This is a genomic window from Galbibacter sp. PAP.153 (genome assembly GCF_037029175.1).
Classification (GTDB): Bacteria; Bacteroidota; Bacteroidia; order Flavobacteriales; family Flavobacteriaceae; genus Galbibacter; species Galbibacter pacificus.
The window spans coordinates 1-19,223 of the sequence record NZ_JAZEUN010000010.1; the positions used below are offsets into that span (position 1 = coordinate 1).

Genomic DNA, 19,223 nt, shown 5'->3' on the forward strand with positions numbered 1-19,223 from the left:
GTATATATGGGCTATTGCAAGACTAGGCGGCTGGAAGGGCTATCTTAAACAAAGAAAACCTGGCATAACCACCTTTTGGCTCGAACTTCAAAAATTCTCCGCCATAATACAAGGATGGATACTTTTTAGAGATGTGTCCAGACGGTAGCTATATGGCCTTGGTTTTTTGGGCTTCTTCCTTGGCCAGTTCGTTTTTCTGGATTTTATGCCCGGGGCGTGTCCATTTAGGGTTTTCTCCAAGCTCTTGAAGTTTAGATTCCGTGGCTTCGACCGTTTCTGGCTGTGCTTTTTTAACAAATGGTTTCTGCGGGTTAAGCCCCAGCATTTTAAACATCTGCATATCTTCGCTCACGTCGGGGTTTGGCGTGGTAAGCAGCTTGTCCCCGGCAAAAATAGAGTTGGCCCCAGCAAAGAAACACATGGCCTGCCCTTCGCGGCTCATCTCTGTGCGTCCTGCCGAGAGGCGCACCTGTGTTTGTGGCATAACAATACGGGTGGTGGCTACCATGCGTATCATTTCCCATATTTCCACGGGCTTCTCGTTGGCCATTGGGGTACCTTCTACGGCTACCAGCGCATTAATGGGCACCGATTCTGGCTGCGGGCTCAAGGTAGACAAAGCAACCAGCATGCCTGCGCGGTCCTCAACGCTTTCGCCCATACCAATAATGCCCCCACTACAAACCGTAACATTGGTTTTGCGTACGTTGTCTATGGTTTGCAGGCGGTCTTCAAAACCACGCGTAGAAATTACCTCTTTATAGTATTCTTCAGATGTGTCCAGGTTATGATTATATGCATACAGCCCAGCTTCTGCCAAGCGCTGCGCCTGATTTTCGGTAAGCATGCCCAGCGTACAGCACACCTCCATCTCCAGTTTGTTTATGGTGCGTACCATTTCCAGCACTTGGTCAAACTCGGGCCCATCTTTTACATTTCTCCATGCCGCTCCCATGCAAACGCGCGAACTCCCCGCGGCTTTTGCGCGCAGTGCCTGTGCCTTTACGTGCGGTACCGTCATTAAGTCGTTCCCCTCTATATCGGTATGGTACCTGGCGGCCTGTGGGCAGTAACCGCAGTCTTCCGGGCAGCCCCCGGTTTTAATAGAGAGCAAGGTAGACACCTGTACGGTATTCGGGTCGTGGTATTCCCTGTGTACCGTTGCCGCTTGGTAGAGCAGCTCCATTAACGGCCTGTTATATATTTCCAATATTTCTTCCTTGGTCCAGTTGTGTCTTATCGCACTCATAGAAACTAATTTTTCGGGGCTTCCTCCCGACAGAAAATGTCGGGAGGCGGGTTTCGTTACTCGCTTCCCCAACGAAAATGTCGGGGAAAGCTCAAACATGCACTCAATCCCTAAGCCAATTCGGTTTACAGGTTCAAAAATAGTAATTCATTTCGGGTTACGTTAAGATCAGCTCATAATTTATTATCAAATCAATAAATTCCTCAAAGAGATTCAAGCCTTTACCCTACAACCTGAACCTCCTCACAAAACATATATTTGCCCAATCTATACTTTATACCGAAAGCAGCACGCTTACCGCATTTCCCCCAAACCCTACTGCATTTACAAGCACTTTTTTTATGTGCCCGGGCATTTTTTTGTGTTCAATATAAGGTACCTTTATAAACGCTTGGTGCTGCATCATCAATACGGCCAGTTCCAGGCTCAGCATTCCCGACGCTCCAAACGTATGTCCTATTTTCCATTTGTTGGTAGTAAGAGCGGGCATGTCTTCCCCAAAAATCTTTTCAATCGCCTTTACTTCGGTACTGTCTCCCTTAATGGTACCCGGCGCGTGCATGACAACAACATCTACCAGAGAGGGATCGGTGTTCCTTAGTGCCATTTTCATGGATTTCTGGAAACATTCGGCCTCCTCGGAGATAGAAATGTTATGCTTTAATACCTCCGTAGCGTAACCAACCCCTTCTACATAGGCCAATGCCTCCCCGCTTGGGTTTGCTTCCATGCAAACAACGGCGGCGCCTTCGCCCAGTGCCATGGAGTTGCGTTTTTTGTTCAAGTCCAATGCCTTACAGGGGTAATCATCCTGCGGATTTTCGGCATAGATTTTCAATGCCTTCATTTGGGCTATGGTAAATGGCGTTAACGAAGCCTCGCTCCCGCCAACCAGAAACTTGTTGCTCATCCCGCTTTTAATCCACGCCACACCATTTACCAGTGCGTGCAGCGCGGTGGAACAGGTAATGGAATGCGACAGCTCAGGTCCCTGAGATTGCAAATCGTGCGCCAGCCAAGAAGAAATATTGCCCAAGGTAGTGGTAGGCGAAGCAAGTGTGCTCGATTTTTTATCGGTTAAATATTCTTGGTAATACTTTTCAAACAGCGAAGTTGCCCCACGGGAAGACCCAATATTGATACCAAAGTTGTCGCCCTTTTTCCAACCTGCCTGTTCAACGGCTTTGCGGGCCGTCTGCATTGCATACAATACAGAGTTGTCAAGGCTTTTGTATTTAACATCAGATGCCCTAATGGCTTCTATCTCGGTTTTACTCCCGCCCGATAGTGCCGCCACCAATGCCTTGTGCGTGCCAAAATCTTTTTCGGTTAAAAAATGGTGGTTGTTTAAATAGTTTTTCCAGGTTTCCCGTGCAGTACTGCCAAGCGCGGATATTGAAGATAGTGCCGTAATGGCAATTTTAGTTTTCATCTATAATTCAGTCTACATTTTGCATCTGCAAAGCTACTAACCTGAGTTCAATTATTATAACAAAGTCAGAATTAATAAAAGTATTTGATTACAAGGTAGGCTTTTGTTTAGGGTCGGTCTATGCAAATAAGTGCATCACCGCCAAGTATACAGACAAACTTGGTGGCAATAGCTAAAAATAAGGTTGTTTATACTGTTATTTTTCGGCGTAATAACAGGTAAGTATGGAATCCAGAACGGCTTCTCCCTTTTCTATTTTGCGCACTTTTTTCAGCATGCTTTCATTTAGAAACTTAAACAAAGGCTGGTTAACCGCATTGATATGCCGGAAAGCTTCCTTTAAAACCTCGTCCCAAACGGCGTGGTATTTTAACAGATCGTCCGGATAAACAATTTTTCGTTTGGTGCCCTCGTCTTTTGCCTTAAATGGCCTGGCTATGTTTAAATATCCGTAATCGTCTGTAAGTTCTTCGCCGGGGTAAATGTCCCGGACGGCAATCTCAAAGTCGTATGGAGTGGTCAAACAATTGCTTTTAAAGCTATGGTTTACAAATTTTGCCATGTCCCAACATAATACATACTCGCCTTTGTTATTCCTAAAGGTAAAGTAGTCTATAATATGTTGGTAATCGTTGCTCATGTTGGCAACTTGGGCAGGGGTAAGCACAACATCCAGTTGGTCCTGAACCCAGGTAATTGTTCCTTTGGGAATCAATTGTGTAGCCACAACGCCATGACCTATTTCATCAGAAATAAATCGCAGCTCGGTATGCGGATGAATCATTGAATGATAAGCAAATAAGTTTTGATTTCTATAGCTAATTTATAGTATTTTTTCAATCAAATATTCAATTTTATCATAAATTTTTTGCAATTGTTCATCGGTTATCACATAAGGTGCCGCAATATATATCGTATTCCCTAAAGGCCTCATAAACAATTTATTATTCAAAAAGAAATTCAATAGTTTATCGCGAAGGTTTCCGTACCGTTCCATTTCCAGGTTTAAATCCATTGCATAAATAATCCCACATTGTCTTGTCTGGGCAATTTTAGGGTGGCTTTTAATGTGCTTGTCAAACTTTTGATGCGATTTGATAACCCGTTGGATATGCTGCTGCATTTCTTCCGATTGCAATAACTCTATTCCTGCTATGGCGGCGGCGCAAGCAACAGGATTGGCGCTGTATGTATGGCCATGAAACAGCCCTTTACCAATATCGTCGCTATAAAATGCCTGATATACTGCCTCTGTACAACTGGTAATGGCCATGGGCACCATTCCAGCGGTTAAGGCCTTGCTCAAGCACATAATATCGGGATATGTATTTAAGTGCAATGAAGCAAAATATTTCCCGGTTTTGCCAAAACCTGTCATTACCTCATCGGCAATGGTCAATACGTTTTGCTTTTTGCATTCTTTTATCAATAATTCGAGCCCCGATGCATCGTGCATCTTCATGGCGGCGGCTCCTTGTACCAAAGGCTCGTATATAAAAGCAGCTACGTTATTTTCTGCAATAATAGTTTGTAGCCTATGCAATACTTCGTGATTGTTCTTCCCATTTGGTACGGGAATACGTTTTACCGAAAGGAAAAATTCTTCAAATGGGCCATTGTATACCGAAAGCCCGGAAACCGACATGGCACCAAAAGTATCGCCGTGAAAACCTTCTTCAAAAGCAATTAGCACATTGCGCTTATCTCCTTGATTAAAATGATACTGAAGCGACATTTTAATGGCTACATCAACCGAAGTAGAACCGTTATCAGAAAAAAATAGTTTGTTTTGATTGTCGGGAAGAATCCCGATAAGTTTTTCTGATAGGCGCACCGCAGGCTCGTGTGTAAGTCCTGCAAAAACCACCTGATCGAGCGTTTCTACTTGTTTTTTTACCCGTTCCACAATATAAGCATTGCAGTGCCCGTATGCCGAGGTGTACCAAGAAGCAATCCCGTCTATATATTCTTGTTTGTCTTCGGTATACAAAACAGCACCCTTTGCATGGGTAATTGCAATACTATCGGGGTGTAATTTATGCTGTGTTAATGGGTGCCAAAGGTGTTTTTTGTCTCTTTCTGAAAGTGCCATTTGCTATTATTTAAACAAAATACACAACAAAGATGCGTATTCTATTCAGCAAAAAAAACTATGTACTCATTTAACTTTTTATGGAAGCAAAAAATCAGTCATTTTTATATAATAGAATCCATTTTTGATGGCGATAACCATTTAGGAAACTTTATTCGATAGAATATCTTTGGAAAATTCTGTCAAGTTTTTAGCAAACTTTTTGGCGTATTTACGAATGGTTTCTTGTGTAAATTCTTTTTCCTCATCAATTCTACCGATAACCGGAACATTCGTCATTTTTTGTATAATTTGTTCGGTTGTTGGGTGTTCTTTACCGCTAAAAATTATGGCCACATCAAAACCTTGCTGTTTTAATAGGTTTACGGTTAAAAGTGTATGGTTGATGCTTCCTAAATAGTGTCTGGAAACTACAATTATTTTGTAATCTGGCGCTATAATGTCCATAATGGTATTTTGTTCGTTCAAAGGGACCAATAAACCTCCGGCGCCTTCAATTACCAATGTATTTGCAGTCTCGGGCAATTTTATTTTATCAATGTCGATATGAATGCTATCTATTACAGCTGCCGCATGCGGACTTATGGGCACTTTTAGCGCATAACTATTAGGATGAAATTTAGTTTGCGTATTGGAGATTAATGCTTTTACTTTATGCGTATCTGAATTGTCCAGATCTCCCGACTGAATTGGTTTCCAATAATCTGCTTCCAAAGCTTCGGCAATAATTGCAGATGTAATCGTTTTTCCTACCTCAGTAGAAATTCCCGTTACAAAATATCTAGGCTTCATAGTTGGTACTGTTAGTAGTGTTAATCTAATTTACAAAATCACCTGCAATTTGCGGTCATTAACAGGTCTAAAACTACAGAAATTTCGTCAAAAGTATTAAAACTATGCATGCAAAAGCGCAAACGCTCTGCTCCTTTTTTTACTGTTGGCGATAAAATGGGCTTAACATCAAATCCCTTTTGTTGCAGTTCGACCGCTGTTTTTTTTACATTTTCATTGCCGGGAACTACACAACACTGTATTGCCGAATGACTTGAAATGTATTGTAATCCCGGGGAATGAGTTTTAGCAATTTCATGCTTGAAATATGCTATATTGTCCAGTAATTTTTGTTTATTTTTTTTGAATGATGAATCTGTATGCCGCTTTTTTAATTCCTGATAAACGACAAAAATCGTTGCTAGGGAATGTGGAGATAACCCGGTGGTATAAATAAAGCTCCGTGCAAAATTAACCAAATAATTTTTAAGCTCAACACTCCCTAAAATGGCCGCTCCATGACACCCAAGGGCTTTTCCAAAGGTTATAATTCTAGCAAAGACCTCGTTTTGAAGCTGTAATTCCTGCAATAAACCTTCCCCGGAACCTCCAAATACCCCAATGGCATGAGCTTCGTCTACAATTAAATGTGCGTTGTATTTTTTTGTCAAAACAATCAGACTTATCAAATCGGGGGAATCGCCGTCCATTGAAAAAACCGACTCGGTTACCACATAGACATCACCTCTGGTTATTTGGGTATGCTTTTTCAATTTTGACTCTAAATCGTTTAAATCGTTATGCTTAAATTTAAAAGATTTGGCATTGCCCATTTGCAAGCCGTCGCGAATGCTGGCATGGATGTATTCATCAACTAAAACTACATCCCCACGTTGCGGAACGGAGGCAAAAAAGCCAATGTTGGCATCGTAGCCAGAATTAAACACCAGTGAAGCTTCAGCATCGTGAAAATCGCACAGCAATGCTTCAACTTCGGTATAAAGTTGATGGTTTCCGGTAAGCAGGCGCGAACCCGTGGCGCCATTTTGCATAATTTTCCTTTCTTCGAGTAAGGAAGATGTCTGTTTAAAAATTTCTGCCGAGCGCGAAAACCCCAGATAATCATTAGAAGAAAAGTCTACTTTCAAGCAGTCTTCAGGTAATTTCCGAAGTGCATTTTCGTCTTGTCTTTGCCGTATTTTTTTCAATAGTTTCTTCGGAAATTGTTGCATGTCCCTACAAATTACAAGTGTAAAATTACACATCCAAAAATTAAAATTGGTATCTTGAGCTCCATAATCTACTTATTTAATAACCATTTTAAAGCCTGTACCCTTGAAAAAGACAATTTGCACTTCCCTGGTTTTTCTACTTTCGTTTTTGGTAAATGCCCAAACTCCTGTAAAATATGCTATTTCGTTTAAAAATGCCGTGCACCACGAAGCGCAAATTTCTGTGGTTTTCCCAAAAACTTCATCAGATTCTTTGCATATTAGAATGAGCAGAAGCTCCCCGGGAAGGTATGCGCTGCACGAATTTGCAAAAAATGTCTATGGCGTGACTGCCACAAATGAAAAAGGCGATACCTTGAAAATTGTCCGCCATAATCCTTACGAGTGGGTTTTGGTAAACCCGAAAGGGGCAACCACCGTAAATTATACGCTTTTTGGGAACCGTGGCGATGGGACCTACAGCCAAATTGACGAAACACATGCGCATTTAAATATACCGGCTACGTTTATGTATGCCGATGCTTTTTTTAGCCATCCGGTTGAAGTTACCTTTAATGTACGGGAAGACCTACACTGGAAAGTGGCCACACAGCTGCCCAACAAAGAAGGATTTACGTATACTGCTCCAAATTTTCAATATTTTTTTGACAGCCCTACGGAAATAAGCAATTACAAAAAGAGATCTTTTACGGTTGATTCTAATGGAAAAGATTACACCATTGAATTTGTTTTGCACGACAATAGCACTGAAGCTCTTTTGGACACTTATTTTGAAAAGGTAAAACGAATTGTCTTGGCCGAAAAAGATGTATTCGGGGCACTTCCGGATTATGATTATGGTAAATACACCTTTCTTGCCTGCTATGTTGCCAATGCTAGCGGAGATGGTATGGAACATAGAAATTCTACCATTTTAACCGATAGGGAAGGCCTTGCCAACGGCGGTATGGATGGAAATATAGGTACGGTTTCTCACGAATATTTTCATTCGTGGAACGTAGAGCGCCTTCGGCCAAAAAGTCTGGAACCTTTTAATTTTTCCAAAGCAAATATGAGTGGCGAATTGTGGTTTGCCGAAGGGTTTACCAGTTATTACACCAATTTAATTTTATGCCGTGCAGGCATTATAAGCCCCGAAGAATATGCAAAACGGTTGAACGGTACTTTTAATTATGTATGGAATTCACCGGCGCACGAATATTTTAATCCTATCGAGATGAGTTATCAAGCGCCTTTTGTAGATGCGGCTACCTCGGTCGATCCCGTTAACCGGGAAAACACGTTTATTTCTTATTATTCCTACGGAAGTGTGCTCGGTTTGGCATTAGACCTCTCTTTACGGCAAAACGGATTGAACCTAGACGATTTTATGCGAAAAATGTGGGAAGCACAAGGCATTGAAGAAGATCCCTATACAATAGACGACCTTCATTTTAATTTAAGCCTATATGCCGGGAAAAGCTTTGCTGACCATTTTTTCAACAATTATATTTATAAAAGTAAAATGCCCGATTATGCTGTTTTGTTTGAAAGTGTTGGTTTTAATTTTACCCAAGATGAAAACAAACCATACACCGGAATGTACATAAAAGGCAACACCATTGTCCGAAACGCACAAAAAGAAAGCCCCGCGTACAAGGCCGGACTGGAAAATGGCGATGTTATTCTTGCTATTGATGGCACAACGGTAGATAATGCTCAAACCATAGATAAAATTATTTCAGAAAAAAAGGTAGGCGATGTCATTAAAGTGAAATACAGTCGGTACGGAGAAGAAAAAACAACGAATTTAACACTACAAAGCGATCCTACCTACCATATTTCATTTAATGAAAAAGCCAAAAGAAAAATTGAAAAGCACAGGGAAACGTGGTTGAAGCAATAGAATTTTCCCGGGCATCATCTAAAATCGATTTAGCGCAAATACTAAAGCTTCAACAAGAAAACCTTCCTGACAAATTAACTTCCGAAGAAAAAAGAAACGAAGGTTTTGTTACTGTTGTCCATTCTTATAAAATGTTGAAGCAATTAAACGGGAAATGTGCTCATTTTATAGCCAAATACAATCATTGTGTGGTTGGGTATGCCTTGGCCATGCACCCGTATTTTAAAGATAAAATCGAGGTATTAAAACCCATGTTTAAAATCTTGGACAAGGTGTTGGCAAATACAAACTACATGGTCATGGGGCAAATATGCATCGATAAGGATTTTAGAAGGCAAGGTATTTTTAAACAATTATACAAAGAGATGAGCATGGCTTTGAAAACAGATTTTAATTGCATTGTTACCGAAGTTGATGCTACCAATAAACGTTCTTTGGGAGCTCATTTTTCAATTGGTTTTATAAACATAAAGACCTATAAAACCAACCAACAAGAATGGGTGTTATTAAAATTGCAATTATAATTTCATCCTGTACTTTCTTTTGTCTGCATATACCGAAGCCTGTGCTGTATTGGGTATATTTTTTTTCTTTCCAAACCAGCTTTTGGCCCGATTGTAATCTAGAAAATAGCTAATCCGAAGGGATAAACTGTGCAATTGAGGCTCGTTGAAAAGGTTATCGAAATTCCTGTTAAAATCGTGCACGGCTTCTTCTTGGTAACTTTCAATGGCATTGCGGTACAATAAAGTTAACTGGCTTCCGGGAGCAAACCACCATGAAAAACGCACATCTATATTCCAGTTATTATAAGTGGTATTATGATTTTCATGGTAATCGGGGTTCAAGATTAAATCTCCATCTGTATCCAGCGTGAAAAACTTTTCATAGCTTACATCCGAATAATAATGCCGAAACGAAAGGTTGAGCGCCATGACATTGTTAAAAATATATTGCGATTCTATGGCATTTTCAATTGTATTCCTGTCCCGTTGGCCAAAAATAATATCGCCGTCCAGATTATTTACATAGCCCCGGTCTTCGTTGTTTAAAATAATGTTGGTGGTTAAAAACAATTTCCATTTATCAGAGAACCGATAGCGCGGATAAAAATCAATCCGTTTTTCATCCCTCCAACCTTCGCTGTACACATACCAGTCGTAAGTAAGCCCCATGGCAAATTTCTTTCTGTAATCGGTTTCAAACCAAGCCCATCCGTCGTAATAACCAGGCACCTTTACAAACCGGTCTTCTTCACGGGGCTCGTAAATATCGTTAACCCCAAAAGGGGTTGTTTCAAAACCACCACCAAAGTAGATAAACTTTTTTGTGGTAAAGCTGGAATTAAAATTAAAGTTGAATTCATTGTACAAATCGGGTTCCAACCTGCGGGTAAAATTAAGGTTAAAATTAAGGTATAAGTTATTCAGTCCTCCTTTTGGTTTTAAATACCTGAACCCGTAATATCCGTAATAATTAATATAATTGGTCCTTCCCGTGTAACCCAAGTCGTCAATATTATAATCTTTGGTCCTAAAATTTACTTCGCCCGACATACGATGGCTTCCGCTAATTTTAGAAAGCCCGGCACCGCCTTCAATACCAAATTGCGTATGGTTGGTCATTACCCAGCTTCCTTCGGCCCGGCCCCAATAGCGCATGGTATTCTTCTTGTTGGTAATATCAGCATAGAGTCCCGAGGCATTTGCATCCCTAAAATCACCTTCGCGCGTGGTATTGGTATTTACAAAAGAAATTGAAGAATTACCGCCAAAACGTTGGTCGAGCACCAAAACATTGTAGTTTGTCAACGGTTCTACCAAAACGCTTCGTTTTTCTTGGCTTATACTATCTTTTACCTGGGCGTAAGTACGCTCGGTAATCCCGTTAAATATACCAATCCCTAGCCCGCCATTGGTTCTTCCGGAAATTTTCATGGCATTTATTAAATCGACTGTTGCGGGATTTTCTACTATTTCTTCGTGTATGTTTAAATCCACATCGCCAGTTGGAGCGCTTCCTACACGGCGCGAATAAAACAAATCTCCTTTGCTGAACAACTCAGTGCCTTCGGTAAAAAAAGCCCGCTGTTCATCGTATTGCACTTCAAAAGCGGTAAGGTTAAGCACGCGCTCGTCGAATTTTGTTTGTCCAAAATCGGGGATTAAAATCATATCCAGCGTAAAAGCATCGGTAATACCGTATTTTAAGTCCATTCCCCCATTGAAATTCACCTCGGTTTTGCCATCAAAACTGGTTACGTATGAAGACACATACGGTTGAAAAGACAAACGCAAGGGGGCATTGATATTTTTTATATTGTGCAATTCGCCATCATAAATTAAAAAGGCACCTTTGGAATTATCAACATGGTTCCAACTAAAACGCTTCCGCTCTCGGCGAAACTCCCGTTCCATGTTCAACCCCCAAAGTTGGACGTCTTTTTCGGGAAAACGTAATTGAGAATACGGGATAAATATCTCTACCGTCCAATTGGTTTCGTTTATCCTAATATCGCTATACCAAACCGCATTCCACGAAGAGTCTTCGTTGTCGTTGGTAATTTTAGAGTCCCATTGCACCCCAGCAGCCGTAACTACAAACTCAAAGCTCTGCTGGTGATCGTTATAGCCGTTTAAAAGAATAAAGAAAAAATCGTCGTTGCCCAAATCGTCCCTTTCAGTAAGTTCTTTTGCAATTTTATCTATTTCGGGGTCCTTCATTACCGCACCAAAATAAATACCGAGATCGTCGTACAATATTTTTACTTCGGTACGCAAACTATCTGGAGCCGGTGCTCCGTTATTGGGCATGCGTTCTACAAAATTTGTGGCAATGGGCACATCTTTCCAAACCGCCTCGTCCAAAACTCCGTCAATTTTTGGAGCTTCGGTAATTCGCATGGCATTTATCTTTTTCCTTGGAATGGTATCTGTTTCTTGAGAAACGGCAATTTGCAAACTAAAAAGCAGCAAAATTAAAGCTAGGGATTTCATTAATGGCTCTGTTTCTTTAAAGACAATTTAAAAGGGTCATTGTTACAGTGGCAAAAGAAAAAAGTTTAATTTCATCCATTTGTCTTGGGTGGCCTTGGTGGTCGTGGCGCATCTTCATGACCCAGTATTTCGGAAATCTGCTCGCTCAAGTCCTCCATTTTTAGTTGAAAAGATTTTGTTGTTTCTTCTTTTTGTATTTCAATTTTTACTTTCCCTTGGCGCAGTTGCAAAGTGTAGCCCGTTCCTTCCCAATAGGCAAAACGGTCACTTTTTTCTATTGCGGCTCCTAAATTTTTTTCTATAACCTGTAATACTTTTGCGGTGTTTTCTTTATCAAACGAAGCCTTAAAATTATATTCAGAGGTGGTTTCGCTCTTAGAAATTGATACATATGAGTTTTTACTTGTTGAAGTTGAAACCGAAGTGGTTTGCGACCACAATCCTCCTGAAAGGAACAAAAGTGCAAAGGCAAAAATTAATTTTTTCATGATACTTAATTTTAAAGTTCTTGAAGCAAATTTCTACAACACGCCTAACAAAATGGGTTAACCGAAGGTTAACGAAGGGTTAACGCCTCCATTTAGTAATTACGTAATTTATCAAGTTGCTTATTTTTGTAGTTGAATGAAACGGAAAAAGCAGATACAATTTTTGTTGTTTTTTTGCCTGCTCGTATTGGCAGGGCTCGTGTCAATTCAATACTACCTCGTTCAAAATACATACCAGCTTAACTCTAAAACCTACATCAACGAGGTTAAAAAACAAATTGCCCCAGTTATTGAATCAACCGAAATGGACTCAATTGAAGAACAGTTTTTTGATGAATTTAAAAACCTCTGCCTTCAAAGAGTAAATGACAGCATTACATTAATGCAATTTCGGTCAAAGACTAAGTTTATGGCAGATTCCATTCAGAAATTAAGTCAGCTTTATTTGCAATCACAGTTCGAAGATTACCCCATTTTAAAAGAAATCCGCCTCCGTGCGCAAATAACCCAGATTATTTTTGAGACCAACGGAATATACGACACACTGCTAAAAGCTACCGAAAATCCTATTATTTTCTTCGGAGATGCTATTCAAGGAAATGCTTTCAACATTAGCACCGGCATTGTACAGTCGTCTGCCGACCAAAAGAAGGATTCCGTCAACAAAAACCTTAATTATTTTTATAAGCATCATCAAACAACCGACATGGATATTTCCAATTTTCAACAGAAAATATGGGAGAAAATGTTTGGGGTACTCATTGCCGGTATTGTACTAATTTTTTCGGTTATTTTATTGTTTTTCTATATGTACCGTTCTCTTATCAAACAAAAGAAAATTGCAGAAATAAAAACCGATTTTGCCAATAATATAAGCCACGAATTAAAAACTCCGCTTACTTCGCTCAACCTCATTACAAAATCACTGGAAAAAGAAAGCGCTTTTCAAAACTCACCCTCGGCAAGAGGGCTTGTAAACGCCCTATCCCGGCAGAACATACGTATACAGACTATTGTAGACCGGGTAACAGAAAGCTCTTTGGGGCCACAAAAAATAGAAGAAAAGAAAATAGACATTGTTCGGCTTTTAAAAGATGTTATCTCTGATTTTAATACCCCGACACATGATTTAAAAAATGAAATATATCCAGACACATTCATTTTAACAACAGATGCCCATCAAATGGAAAGGGTTGTCCAAAACCTGTTGGAAAATGCCGTAAAATACAGTCCGGAAGCAACAGAAATATTAATAAAATCCTATGCCAAGGATACATTTTACTTTATTGAAGTTACAGATTATGGACATGGAATCCCGGCTCCCGAACAAAAAAGGGTTTTTGATAAATTTTACCGTATCCCGCAAGGCAACAGGCACGATATAAAAGGACTGGGGCTCGGCCTCTACTTTTGCAAACAGATCATGAAAGCCTTAAAAGGGGCTATTTATATAAAGAACAGCACAAAAAAGGGAAGTACATTTGTTTTAAAAATCCCCGTTTAAGCAATAATAATTATTCATAAAACAATGATTAAGGTATTAATAGTTGAAGACGATCTGGACTTGGGCGATTTGCTAAAGCAATACCTGGAATTAAACAAATTTAAGGTTCAACGGGTATTTAATGGTATTGAGGCACGCGAAGCTTTAAAAGAAAGCACCTTTAGTATACTCGTCCTGGATGTAATGATGCCTGAAGAAGACGGCTTTACATTAGCACAAAAGCTTCAACTTCAATATCCTGGATTGCCCTTTCTTTTTGTTACGGCCCGAAAAATGAAGGAAGACATTTTAACGGGGCTGAAACTTGGTGCCGATGATTACATTCTCAAACCCTTTGATGCCGATGAACTTATTCTTCGCATAAAAAATATACTGAAACGCAAACCCCCTATTAGTGAAATTAAAGCCGAAGTATACACCATTGGGAAATACACGTTTGAGCCTAAAAATTTATTGCTTAAAACTTCGGACTCAGAAAAGACACCTACCGAAAAAGAAGCTCAGCTTTTGATTTTTTTATATCAAAACAAGAAACAGGTTATACGCCGGGAAGACATTCTCAATCATTTGTGGGAAGAAACCGACTTCTTTTCCGGGCGGAGCTTGGATGTGTTTATCAGCCGGTTAAGAAAATACCTTTCAGCAGACAGATCCATTCAAATTGAAAGTCTTCGCGGTATTGGGTTTCGGTTTTTAACTGATTAATTCATAAAGCAGAAAAACTACATATTATCCCTTTTTCAATAAATAATTATTGTTTTTCAATAATTATATGTTATGTTTGTATATATTTCATTTTTTAAACCATGTGTCATGATGAAACAGATATCAAACATTTTACATATAATGCTACTTGTATTTCAAATATTAATTTTCTTTTTAACTATTGGAGAAATTATTCATTTTGCAGAAAAATTTGATAAAATCCACAACGATTATTTTTTTGGCATTCATTTATCAGAAAGTGACACCCCATTAACACATATCATTGTTTTTTGTATTACTATTTTAGTAATGAGTCTTTTGTTTTACCTTTTAAATTTATTTAGAAAAGTCATTTTGGATTTTAGAAAAGAATTTGTTTTTACCGAAAAAAATGGAAAGCAATTGAGAAAAATAGCCTTTGGGTTAATTATAATTGGTTTGACCATATTAACGGTCTTTCTAATATTTTTCCCTTATAAGACTAATTATGAAATATCTAATGCCAATGACTATACAATTAGATGGGTATACAATTTAGGACTATTCGTTGGAAAATTAACTTCTTTGCTATTTCCCATTTTTATTCCGGCATTCTTTTTTATGCTAATCTCAAAATTGATCAAAGAAGGTAACATTATTAAAACCGAAAACGACTTAACCATTTAGTTATGCCCATAATTATTAATCTTGATGTAATGCTTGCCAAACGAAAAATGCAGAGCAATGAGCTTGCCGAAAAAATAGGCATCACGACCGCAAACCTTTCAATTTTAAAAACGGGAAAGGCTAAGGCTATCCGGTTTTCAACTTTAGAAGCTATATGCAAGGAGTTAGACTGTCAACCGGGTGATATTTTGGAATACAACCAATAAAAAACGTCCCGCAATTGCGGGACGTTTTTTTATATATTTTTGTTTGTTTATGCTAAATTAATCAGCTAAAACAATCACTTTATTGTTGTTCATTTCTACGGTTCCGCTGTTTATTGGCAATAAGGTTATCCCCTTTTCGCCTTTCGAAAATTTAGAGGCAACTTCTTTCCCTAATTGAATATTTCCATAGATTTTCACGTTCCCCTTGCCCAATAAAGATACAATAGGCGCGTGGTTATCCAACATTTGAAATTCCCCGTCTACGCCCGGCACAACAACCGAAGTAACTTCTCCTTTAAACAATGTGGCCTCGGGGGTTACTATTTCAAGAATCATACTTATTTGTTTATTTGTTAATTGTCAATTGTTATTTATCAACAAGAAAAATACTACCTTATTGACATATAACTATTAACTTCAAACCAATTATGCTTCAGCCAACATTTTCTCTCCGGCCTCAATCGCCTCTTCAATAGTTCCTTTTAAGTTGAAAGCAGCTTCAGGAAGGTGGTCTAATTCACCATCCATAATCATGTTAAAGCCTTTAATGGTATCTTTAATATCTACCAACACCCCTTTAAGTCCAGTAAACTGCTCGGCAACATGGAAAGGTTGCGATAAGAAACGTTGTACACGCCTTGCTCTTGATACGGCCATTTTATCTTCCTCAGAAAGTTCTTCCATACCAAGAATGGCAATAATATCCTGTAATTCTTTATAGCGTTGTAAAAGCTCTTTTACGCGTTGTGCACAAGCATAGTGATCTTTACCCAAAACTTCGGGGGCCAAAATCCTTGAAGAAGACTCCAAGGGGTCCACCGCAGGATAAATACCAAGCTCGGCAATCTTCCTGGAAAGCACCGTAGTTGCATCCAAGTGGGCAAATGTTGTTGCAGGGGCGGGATCCGTTAAGTCATCCGCAGGTACGTAAACCGCCTGTACCGAAGTAATGGAACCTCTTTTTGTTGAAGTAATACGCTCTTGCATTGCTCCCATCTCGGTGGCCAATGTTGGCTGGTAACCTACCGCAGAAGGCATACGTCCAAGAAGTGCAGACACCTCTGAACCTGCTTGTGTAAAACGGAAGATGTTGTCTACGAAGAAAAGTACGTCCTTACCTTGGCCATCGCCTGCTCCATCACGGAAAAATTCGGCAATAGTCAATCCAGACAAAGCTACACGCGCACGCGCTCCTGGAGGTTCGTTCATCTGTCCGAAAACAAAAGTTGCCTTAGACTCCTTCATAGCCGCCTTATCAACTTTAGACAAGTCCCAGCCGCCTTCTTCCATAGAGTGCATAAAATCGTCTCCGTACTTAATAATCCCAGATTCCAACATCTCTCTCAAAAGGTCATTTCCTTCACGGGTCCTTTCACCAACTCCGGCAAAAACAGATAAACCTCCGTGACCTTTTGCAATATTATTAATCAACTCCTGGATAAGTACCGTTTTTCCTACACCGGCACCTCCAAAAAGACCAATTTTACCTCCTTTTGCATAAGGTTCAATAAGGTCGATTACTTTAATACCCGTATAAAGTACTTCTGTAGAAGTTGTTAAATCTTCAAATTTTGGTGCTTCCCTGTGAATTGGCAAACCATCTTTTCCGGCTTTCGGCAATTCTCCAAGACCGTCAATGGCATCTCCAATTACATTAAACAAACGTCCATAAACATCGTCGCCAATTGGCATTTGTATTGGGTTTCCGGTAGCAAGTACCTCTACGCCCCGACTCAACCCGTCAGTAGAATCCATTGAAATAGTTCTTACCGTATCTTCCCCAATATGAGACTGTACTTCAAGTACCAATTTAGAACCATTTTTTCTTTCGATCTCCAAAGAATCGTAAATCTTTGGCAATTCAGATCCCGATTCAAATGCTACGTCTACAACCGGACCAATAATTTGTGCAACTTTACCTGTAATTTTAGACATTACTTAAGTGTTTAATGTTAAGCTTATTATTTGCAGAAAAGGATTCATAAAAATAATTTTAATCATCCTTTTTTTGCGGTGCAAAGATATATTTTTAATTGAAAAAATAACCCGATTTAAACATTTTTTTTTCCTGTGCTATCAGCTTGTTTTTTTGAGGGTTATACCGCTTGTCCAAAAAATATATTCCCGCCCTGTTTTTCCCGTTTCACATTCTTGTCAGAAGCATCTTTTATGCGCTTATTTATTTTAGTATTTGCCTGCTTCCCCCACTACACGCCCCGATGCTCACGATTGGGGCGGGGTAGTTGGCTCAATCAGGGCTAGCAGCCAAGGCTTTTTTACTTTTACCAACAAAGAACATAACACCGCTTTACATTTTATTGTTCATAGCACACTCGTTGGCTTGGTGCATACTTTTATAACAAATTTGTTCTTTTTATGCTTTTTACTCACGCAGCGACCCCGGTGTTTATCGGATAAAGCACTAGAATGCTTCCTTGCCCATATGGCATGGCAAACGGGAAGCCTTCCTTTTCAATGCCCTGCTCCTTTTTTATGGTAATTGTGCTGGGTAAAGCGTATTATAGTCTGCCGCCTTCAATCTTGGTAAAGTAGCCTCATATTCAACTTCGATGGCCTCTAGAAATTTGTTGGCCAGATAGGCATACCCTCTTGCCGTTGGATGGATCCCATCCAACGAAAAGGCGCCCCCAAAAACCAGATCGTCGTTCAAAACAAATTCATCAAAAGGCACCCCGCCCTCTTGAGACAATGCGGTTAATATTGCGTTTGCATCCACCAATGCCAATCCATGCTGTTCTGCAACCGCCTGTATTGTGGCATTGTATGCCTGTGTTGCGGTTTTTACGTGCATTTGTTCAGATGGTATCAATACCTGGCCGTCGTCTAACGGAACACCAACGCCAATAACAGACTGCGGATTGTTCGGGTCGGCCAGTGTACCTAAAACAGAAGACACCGGCAGGGGTATCAAATCCTCCTCGGTTGCCTGCCGCATATTTATCAAGGCAGGATTTACACCTGTTAAATCGGTTAAATCTTCGTCTATCAATACAACTGCATTTTGTCCGGCACTAAAATTAATCGTCCGTTTTTCTACTTCTTCAGCAGTAATCAAACCAAAACCTTGCGCCTGCACCAATCCGCCATTATATGCAGCGTAAGCCCCATTAATGGCATCGGCAGTATTTTCATCTAAAGGAATGGCGTTATAAGGCACGGTTGTAAAATAAGGAATCGATGTTATGTCTGGAATATTGGCCACAATTCCCTTAGCATCGTTTTGCACCAATTGAGAAACAATATTGGCATACATTTGCGCAAACACATCTGGATCGGTAATATCGTTGGTGGCATAGGTGGCAAAGTCAAGGTTGCCCGTTTGATCTATACCAACGCCCCCGCCAGTAGCATAGCCCAGCACGTCATTGTTCCCTATCCAAAGGCTAAAAAAAGTAGGGTTTTGCGCAACCGCATCGGCAATAACGCTGGTTGATGGGCTTGACGCAAAACGCACAAAATAGGGATTGGCGTTCCCAGTTTGTAGCCCGGCGATATTACCATACCCCGGTATTACCAAATGATAACTCAAAGCACCCGGGACCCCCATGTTATTATAGTTCCCCGAAAGTATTTGCGATATATCGGTAGTTGGCATGCCCGGTAAGCGTGCCGGGCCCGAGCCATTAAAATACAGTCGGTTTTCAAATCCGGGCAAAGGATTACCCCCTAAAAGCAATCCTCCCAAATTACCGTTCGTTAAGGGCTGATTAAATTCTCCTCCTCCCACTAAAGAAAATTGTGTTGCCAATATATTGGGCAACGAATTTGTTTGTCCGGCAATGAAAAGAGCCCCATCGGTATATCCAGCGGTTAGGGAATTTCCCACCGACACATAATTTGAAAAATCGGCTGCTCCGGCAGAATATTCTTCTTCAGGACCGTGCATTGTTCCGGAATCGTCATCAGAGCTACAGGAATATAATCCTAAAAGCAACAGCAATAGTAAACTTATATAGTTGGTATTCATAAAATATCG

The 19,223-nt window shown here is 40.0% G+C and carries 17 protein-coding genes; 6 read left to right on the top strand and 11 right to left on the bottom strand.

Features of this window, described 5'->3' with window-relative positions; all coding sequences use genetic code 11:
- Positions 1–148: 148 nt before the first annotated feature.
- The 6 genes from bioB to UXI14_RS07920 all read right to left on the bottom strand — a co-directional run bounded on the left by bioB (position 149) and on the right by UXI14_RS07920 (position 6,776).
- Positions 149–1,249, bottom strand: a complete 1,101-nt coding sequence (bioB, locus tag UXI14_RS07895) for a biotin synthase BioB (RefSeq protein ID WP_277899829.1) — start codon at positions 1,247–1,249, stop codon at positions 149–151.
- A 274-nt stretch (positions 1,250–1,523) separates the two neighbouring features.
- A complete protein-coding gene (locus tag UXI14_RS07900; protein ID WP_335965676.1) occupies positions 1,524–2,681 on the bottom strand; it encodes a beta-ketoacyl synthase N-terminal-like domain-containing protein in 1,158 nt (385 codons plus the stop codon).
- A 196-nt stretch (positions 2,682–2,877) separates the two neighbouring features.
- Complete coding sequence (locus UXI14_RS07905) at positions 2,878–3,465, bottom strand: SET domain-containing protein (protein WP_277899831.1); 588 nt, start codon at positions 3,463–3,465, stop codon at positions 2,878–2,880.
- A gap of 39 nt (positions 3,466–3,504) precedes the next feature.
- On the bottom strand, positions 3,505–4,773 hold the full coding sequence (gene bioA, locus UXI14_RS07910; protein ID WP_335965677.1) for an adenosylmethionine--8-amino-7-oxononanoate transaminase: 1,269 nt from the start codon (positions 4,771–4,773) through the stop codon (positions 3,505–3,507).
- A gap of 141 nt (positions 4,774–4,914) precedes the next feature.
- The gene (bioD, locus tag UXI14_RS07915; RefSeq protein ID WP_335965678.1) at positions 4,915–5,565 is read right to left on the bottom strand and encodes a dethiobiotin synthase; all 651 of its coding nucleotides are present in this window, start codon (positions 5,563–5,565) and stop codon (positions 4,915–4,917) included.
- 38 nt (positions 5,566–5,603) lie between these two features.
- On the bottom strand, positions 5,604–6,776 hold the full coding sequence (locus UXI14_RS07920; RefSeq protein WP_335965679.1) for a pyridoxal phosphate-dependent aminotransferase family protein: 1,173 nt from the start codon (positions 6,774–6,776) through the stop codon (positions 5,604–5,606).
- Between the two features lie 103 nt (positions 6,777–6,879).
- Between UXI14_RS07920 and UXI14_RS07925 the strand changes: the two genes are divergently transcribed.
- Entirely contained in the window at positions 6,880–8,661 is a 1,782-nt protein-coding gene (locus tag UXI14_RS07925) for a PDZ domain-containing protein (protein WP_335965680.1), read from the top strand.
- Positions 8,646–9,185: a GNAT family N-acetyltransferase gene (locus tag UXI14_RS07930; protein ID WP_335965681.1), complete on the top strand. Its 540-nt coding sequence runs from the start codon at positions 8,646–8,648 to the stop codon at positions 9,183–9,185. Before UXI14_RS07925 ends, UXI14_RS07930 begins: the two co-directional genes overlap by 16 nt.
- Here the strand turns inward: UXI14_RS07930 and UXI14_RS07935 are convergent.
- Both UXI14_RS07935 and UXI14_RS07940 read right to left on the bottom strand, forming a co-directional pair.
- A complete protein-coding gene (locus UXI14_RS07935) occupies positions 9,180–11,657 on the bottom strand; it encodes a DUF5916 domain-containing protein (RefSeq protein WP_335965682.1) in 2,478 nt (825 codons plus the stop codon). The genes UXI14_RS07930 and UXI14_RS07935 overlap by 6 nt on opposite strands.
- Positions 11,658–11,728: 71 nt before the next feature.
- Positions 11,729–12,145: a hypothetical protein gene (locus tag UXI14_RS07940; RefSeq protein ID WP_277899838.1), complete on the bottom strand. Its 417-nt coding sequence runs from the start codon at positions 12,143–12,145 to the stop codon at positions 11,729–11,731.
- Between the two features lie 136 nt (positions 12,146–12,281).
- Here UXI14_RS07940 and UXI14_RS07945 point away from each other — a divergent pair, with 136 nt between their 5' ends.
- From UXI14_RS07945 to UXI14_RS07960, 4 genes are all read left to right on the top strand, one after another.
- Positions 12,282–13,649: a HAMP domain-containing sensor histidine kinase gene (locus UXI14_RS07945; RefSeq protein WP_335965683.1), complete on the top strand. Its 1,368-nt coding sequence runs from the start codon at positions 12,282–12,284 to the stop codon at positions 13,647–13,649.
- Positions 13,650–13,673: 24 nt separating this feature from the next.
- Positions 13,674–14,354, top strand: a complete 681-nt coding sequence (locus UXI14_RS07950; protein WP_335965684.1) for a response regulator transcription factor — start codon at positions 13,674–13,676, stop codon at positions 14,352–14,354.
- A 108-nt stretch (positions 14,355–14,462) separates the two neighbouring features.
- On the top strand, positions 14,463–15,020 hold the full coding sequence (locus tag UXI14_RS07955; RefSeq protein WP_335965685.1) for a DUF2975 domain-containing protein: 558 nt from the start codon (positions 14,463–14,465) through the stop codon (positions 15,018–15,020).
- A 2-nt stretch (positions 15,021–15,022) separates the two neighbouring features.
- Positions 15,023–15,226, top strand: coding sequence for a helix-turn-helix transcriptional regulator (locus UXI14_RS07960; RefSeq protein WP_277899842.1), 204 nt, complete (start codon positions 15,023–15,025; stop codon positions 15,224–15,226).
- Positions 15,227–15,283: 57 nt separating this feature from the next.
- Here the strand turns inward: UXI14_RS07960 and UXI14_RS07965 are convergent, their stop codons facing one another.
- The 3 genes from UXI14_RS07965 to UXI14_RS07975 form a co-directional block, all read right to left on the bottom strand.
- Positions 15,284–15,562, bottom strand: coding sequence for a F0F1 ATP synthase subunit epsilon (locus tag UXI14_RS07965; RefSeq protein ID WP_335965686.1), 279 nt, complete (start codon positions 15,560–15,562; stop codon positions 15,284–15,286).
- Positions 15,563–15,652: 90 nt separating this feature from the next.
- The gene (gene atpD, locus UXI14_RS07970; RefSeq protein WP_277899844.1) at positions 15,653–17,161 is read right to left on the bottom strand and encodes a F0F1 ATP synthase subunit beta; all 1,509 of its coding nucleotides are present in this window, start codon (positions 17,159–17,161) and stop codon (positions 15,653–15,655) included.
- A 556-nt stretch (positions 17,162–17,717) separates the two neighbouring features.
- Positions 17,718–19,214: an SGNH/GDSL hydrolase family protein gene (locus tag UXI14_RS07975; protein WP_335965687.1), complete on the bottom strand. Its 1,497-nt coding sequence runs from the start codon at positions 19,212–19,214 to the stop codon at positions 17,718–17,720.
- Positions 19,215–19,223: the final 9 nt, after the last annotated feature.

Excerpts from the sequence above, each read along its gene's own strand:
- bioD (WP_335965678.1), bottom strand. The coding sequence starts at position 5,565 with ATGAAGCCTAGATATTTTGTAACGGGAATTTCTACTGAGGTAGGAAAA.
- UXI14_RS07945 (WP_335965683.1), top strand. The coding sequence starts at position 12,282 with ATGAAACGGAAAAAGCAGATACAATTTTTGTTGTTTTTTTGCCTGCTC.
- UXI14_RS07900 (WP_335965676.1), bottom strand. The coding sequence starts at position 2,681 with ATGAAAACTAAAATTGCCATTACGGCACTATCTTCAATATCCGCGCTT.
- UXI14_RS07905 (WP_277899831.1), bottom strand. The coding sequence starts at position 3,465 with ATGATTCATCCGCATACCGAGCTGCGATTTATTTCTGATGAAATAGGT.
- bioB (WP_277899829.1), bottom strand. The coding sequence starts at position 1,249 with ATGAGTGCGATAAGACACAACTGGACCAAGGAAGAAATATTGGAAATA.
- atpD (WP_277899844.1), bottom strand. The coding sequence starts at position 17,161 with ATGTCTAAAATTACAGGTAAAGTTGCACAAATTATTGGTCCGGTTGTA.
- UXI14_RS07940 (WP_277899838.1), bottom strand. The coding sequence starts at position 12,145 with ATGAAAAAATTAATTTTTGCCTTTGCACTTTTGTTCCTTTCAGGAGGA.
- UXI14_RS07950 (WP_335965684.1), top strand. The coding sequence starts at position 13,674 with ATGATTAAGGTATTAATAGTTGAAGACGATCTGGACTTGGGCGATTTG.
- UXI14_RS07935 (WP_335965682.1), bottom strand. The coding sequence starts at position 11,657 with ATGAAATCCCTAGCTTTAATTTTGCTGCTTTTTAGTTTGCAAATTGCC.
- UXI14_RS07920 (WP_335965679.1), bottom strand. The coding sequence starts at position 6,776 with ATGCAACAATTTCCGAAGAAACTATTGAAAAAAATACGGCAAAGACAA.
- UXI14_RS07965 (WP_335965686.1), bottom strand. The coding sequence starts at position 15,562 with ATGATTCTTGAAATAGTAACCCCCGAGGCCACATTGTTTAAAGGAGAA.
- bioA (WP_335965677.1), bottom strand. The coding sequence starts at position 4,773 with ATGGCACTTTCAGAAAGAGACAAAAAACACCTTTGGCACCCATTAACA.
- UXI14_RS07960 (WP_277899842.1), top strand. The coding sequence starts at position 15,023 with ATGCCCATAATTATTAATCTTGATGTAATGCTTGCCAAACGAAAAATG.
- UXI14_RS07955 (WP_335965685.1), top strand. The coding sequence starts at position 14,463 with ATGATGAAACAGATATCAAACATTTTACATATAATGCTACTTGTATTT.
- UXI14_RS07975 (WP_335965687.1), bottom strand. The coding sequence starts at position 19,214 with ATGAATACCAACTATATAAGTTTACTATTGCTGTTGCTTTTAGGATTA.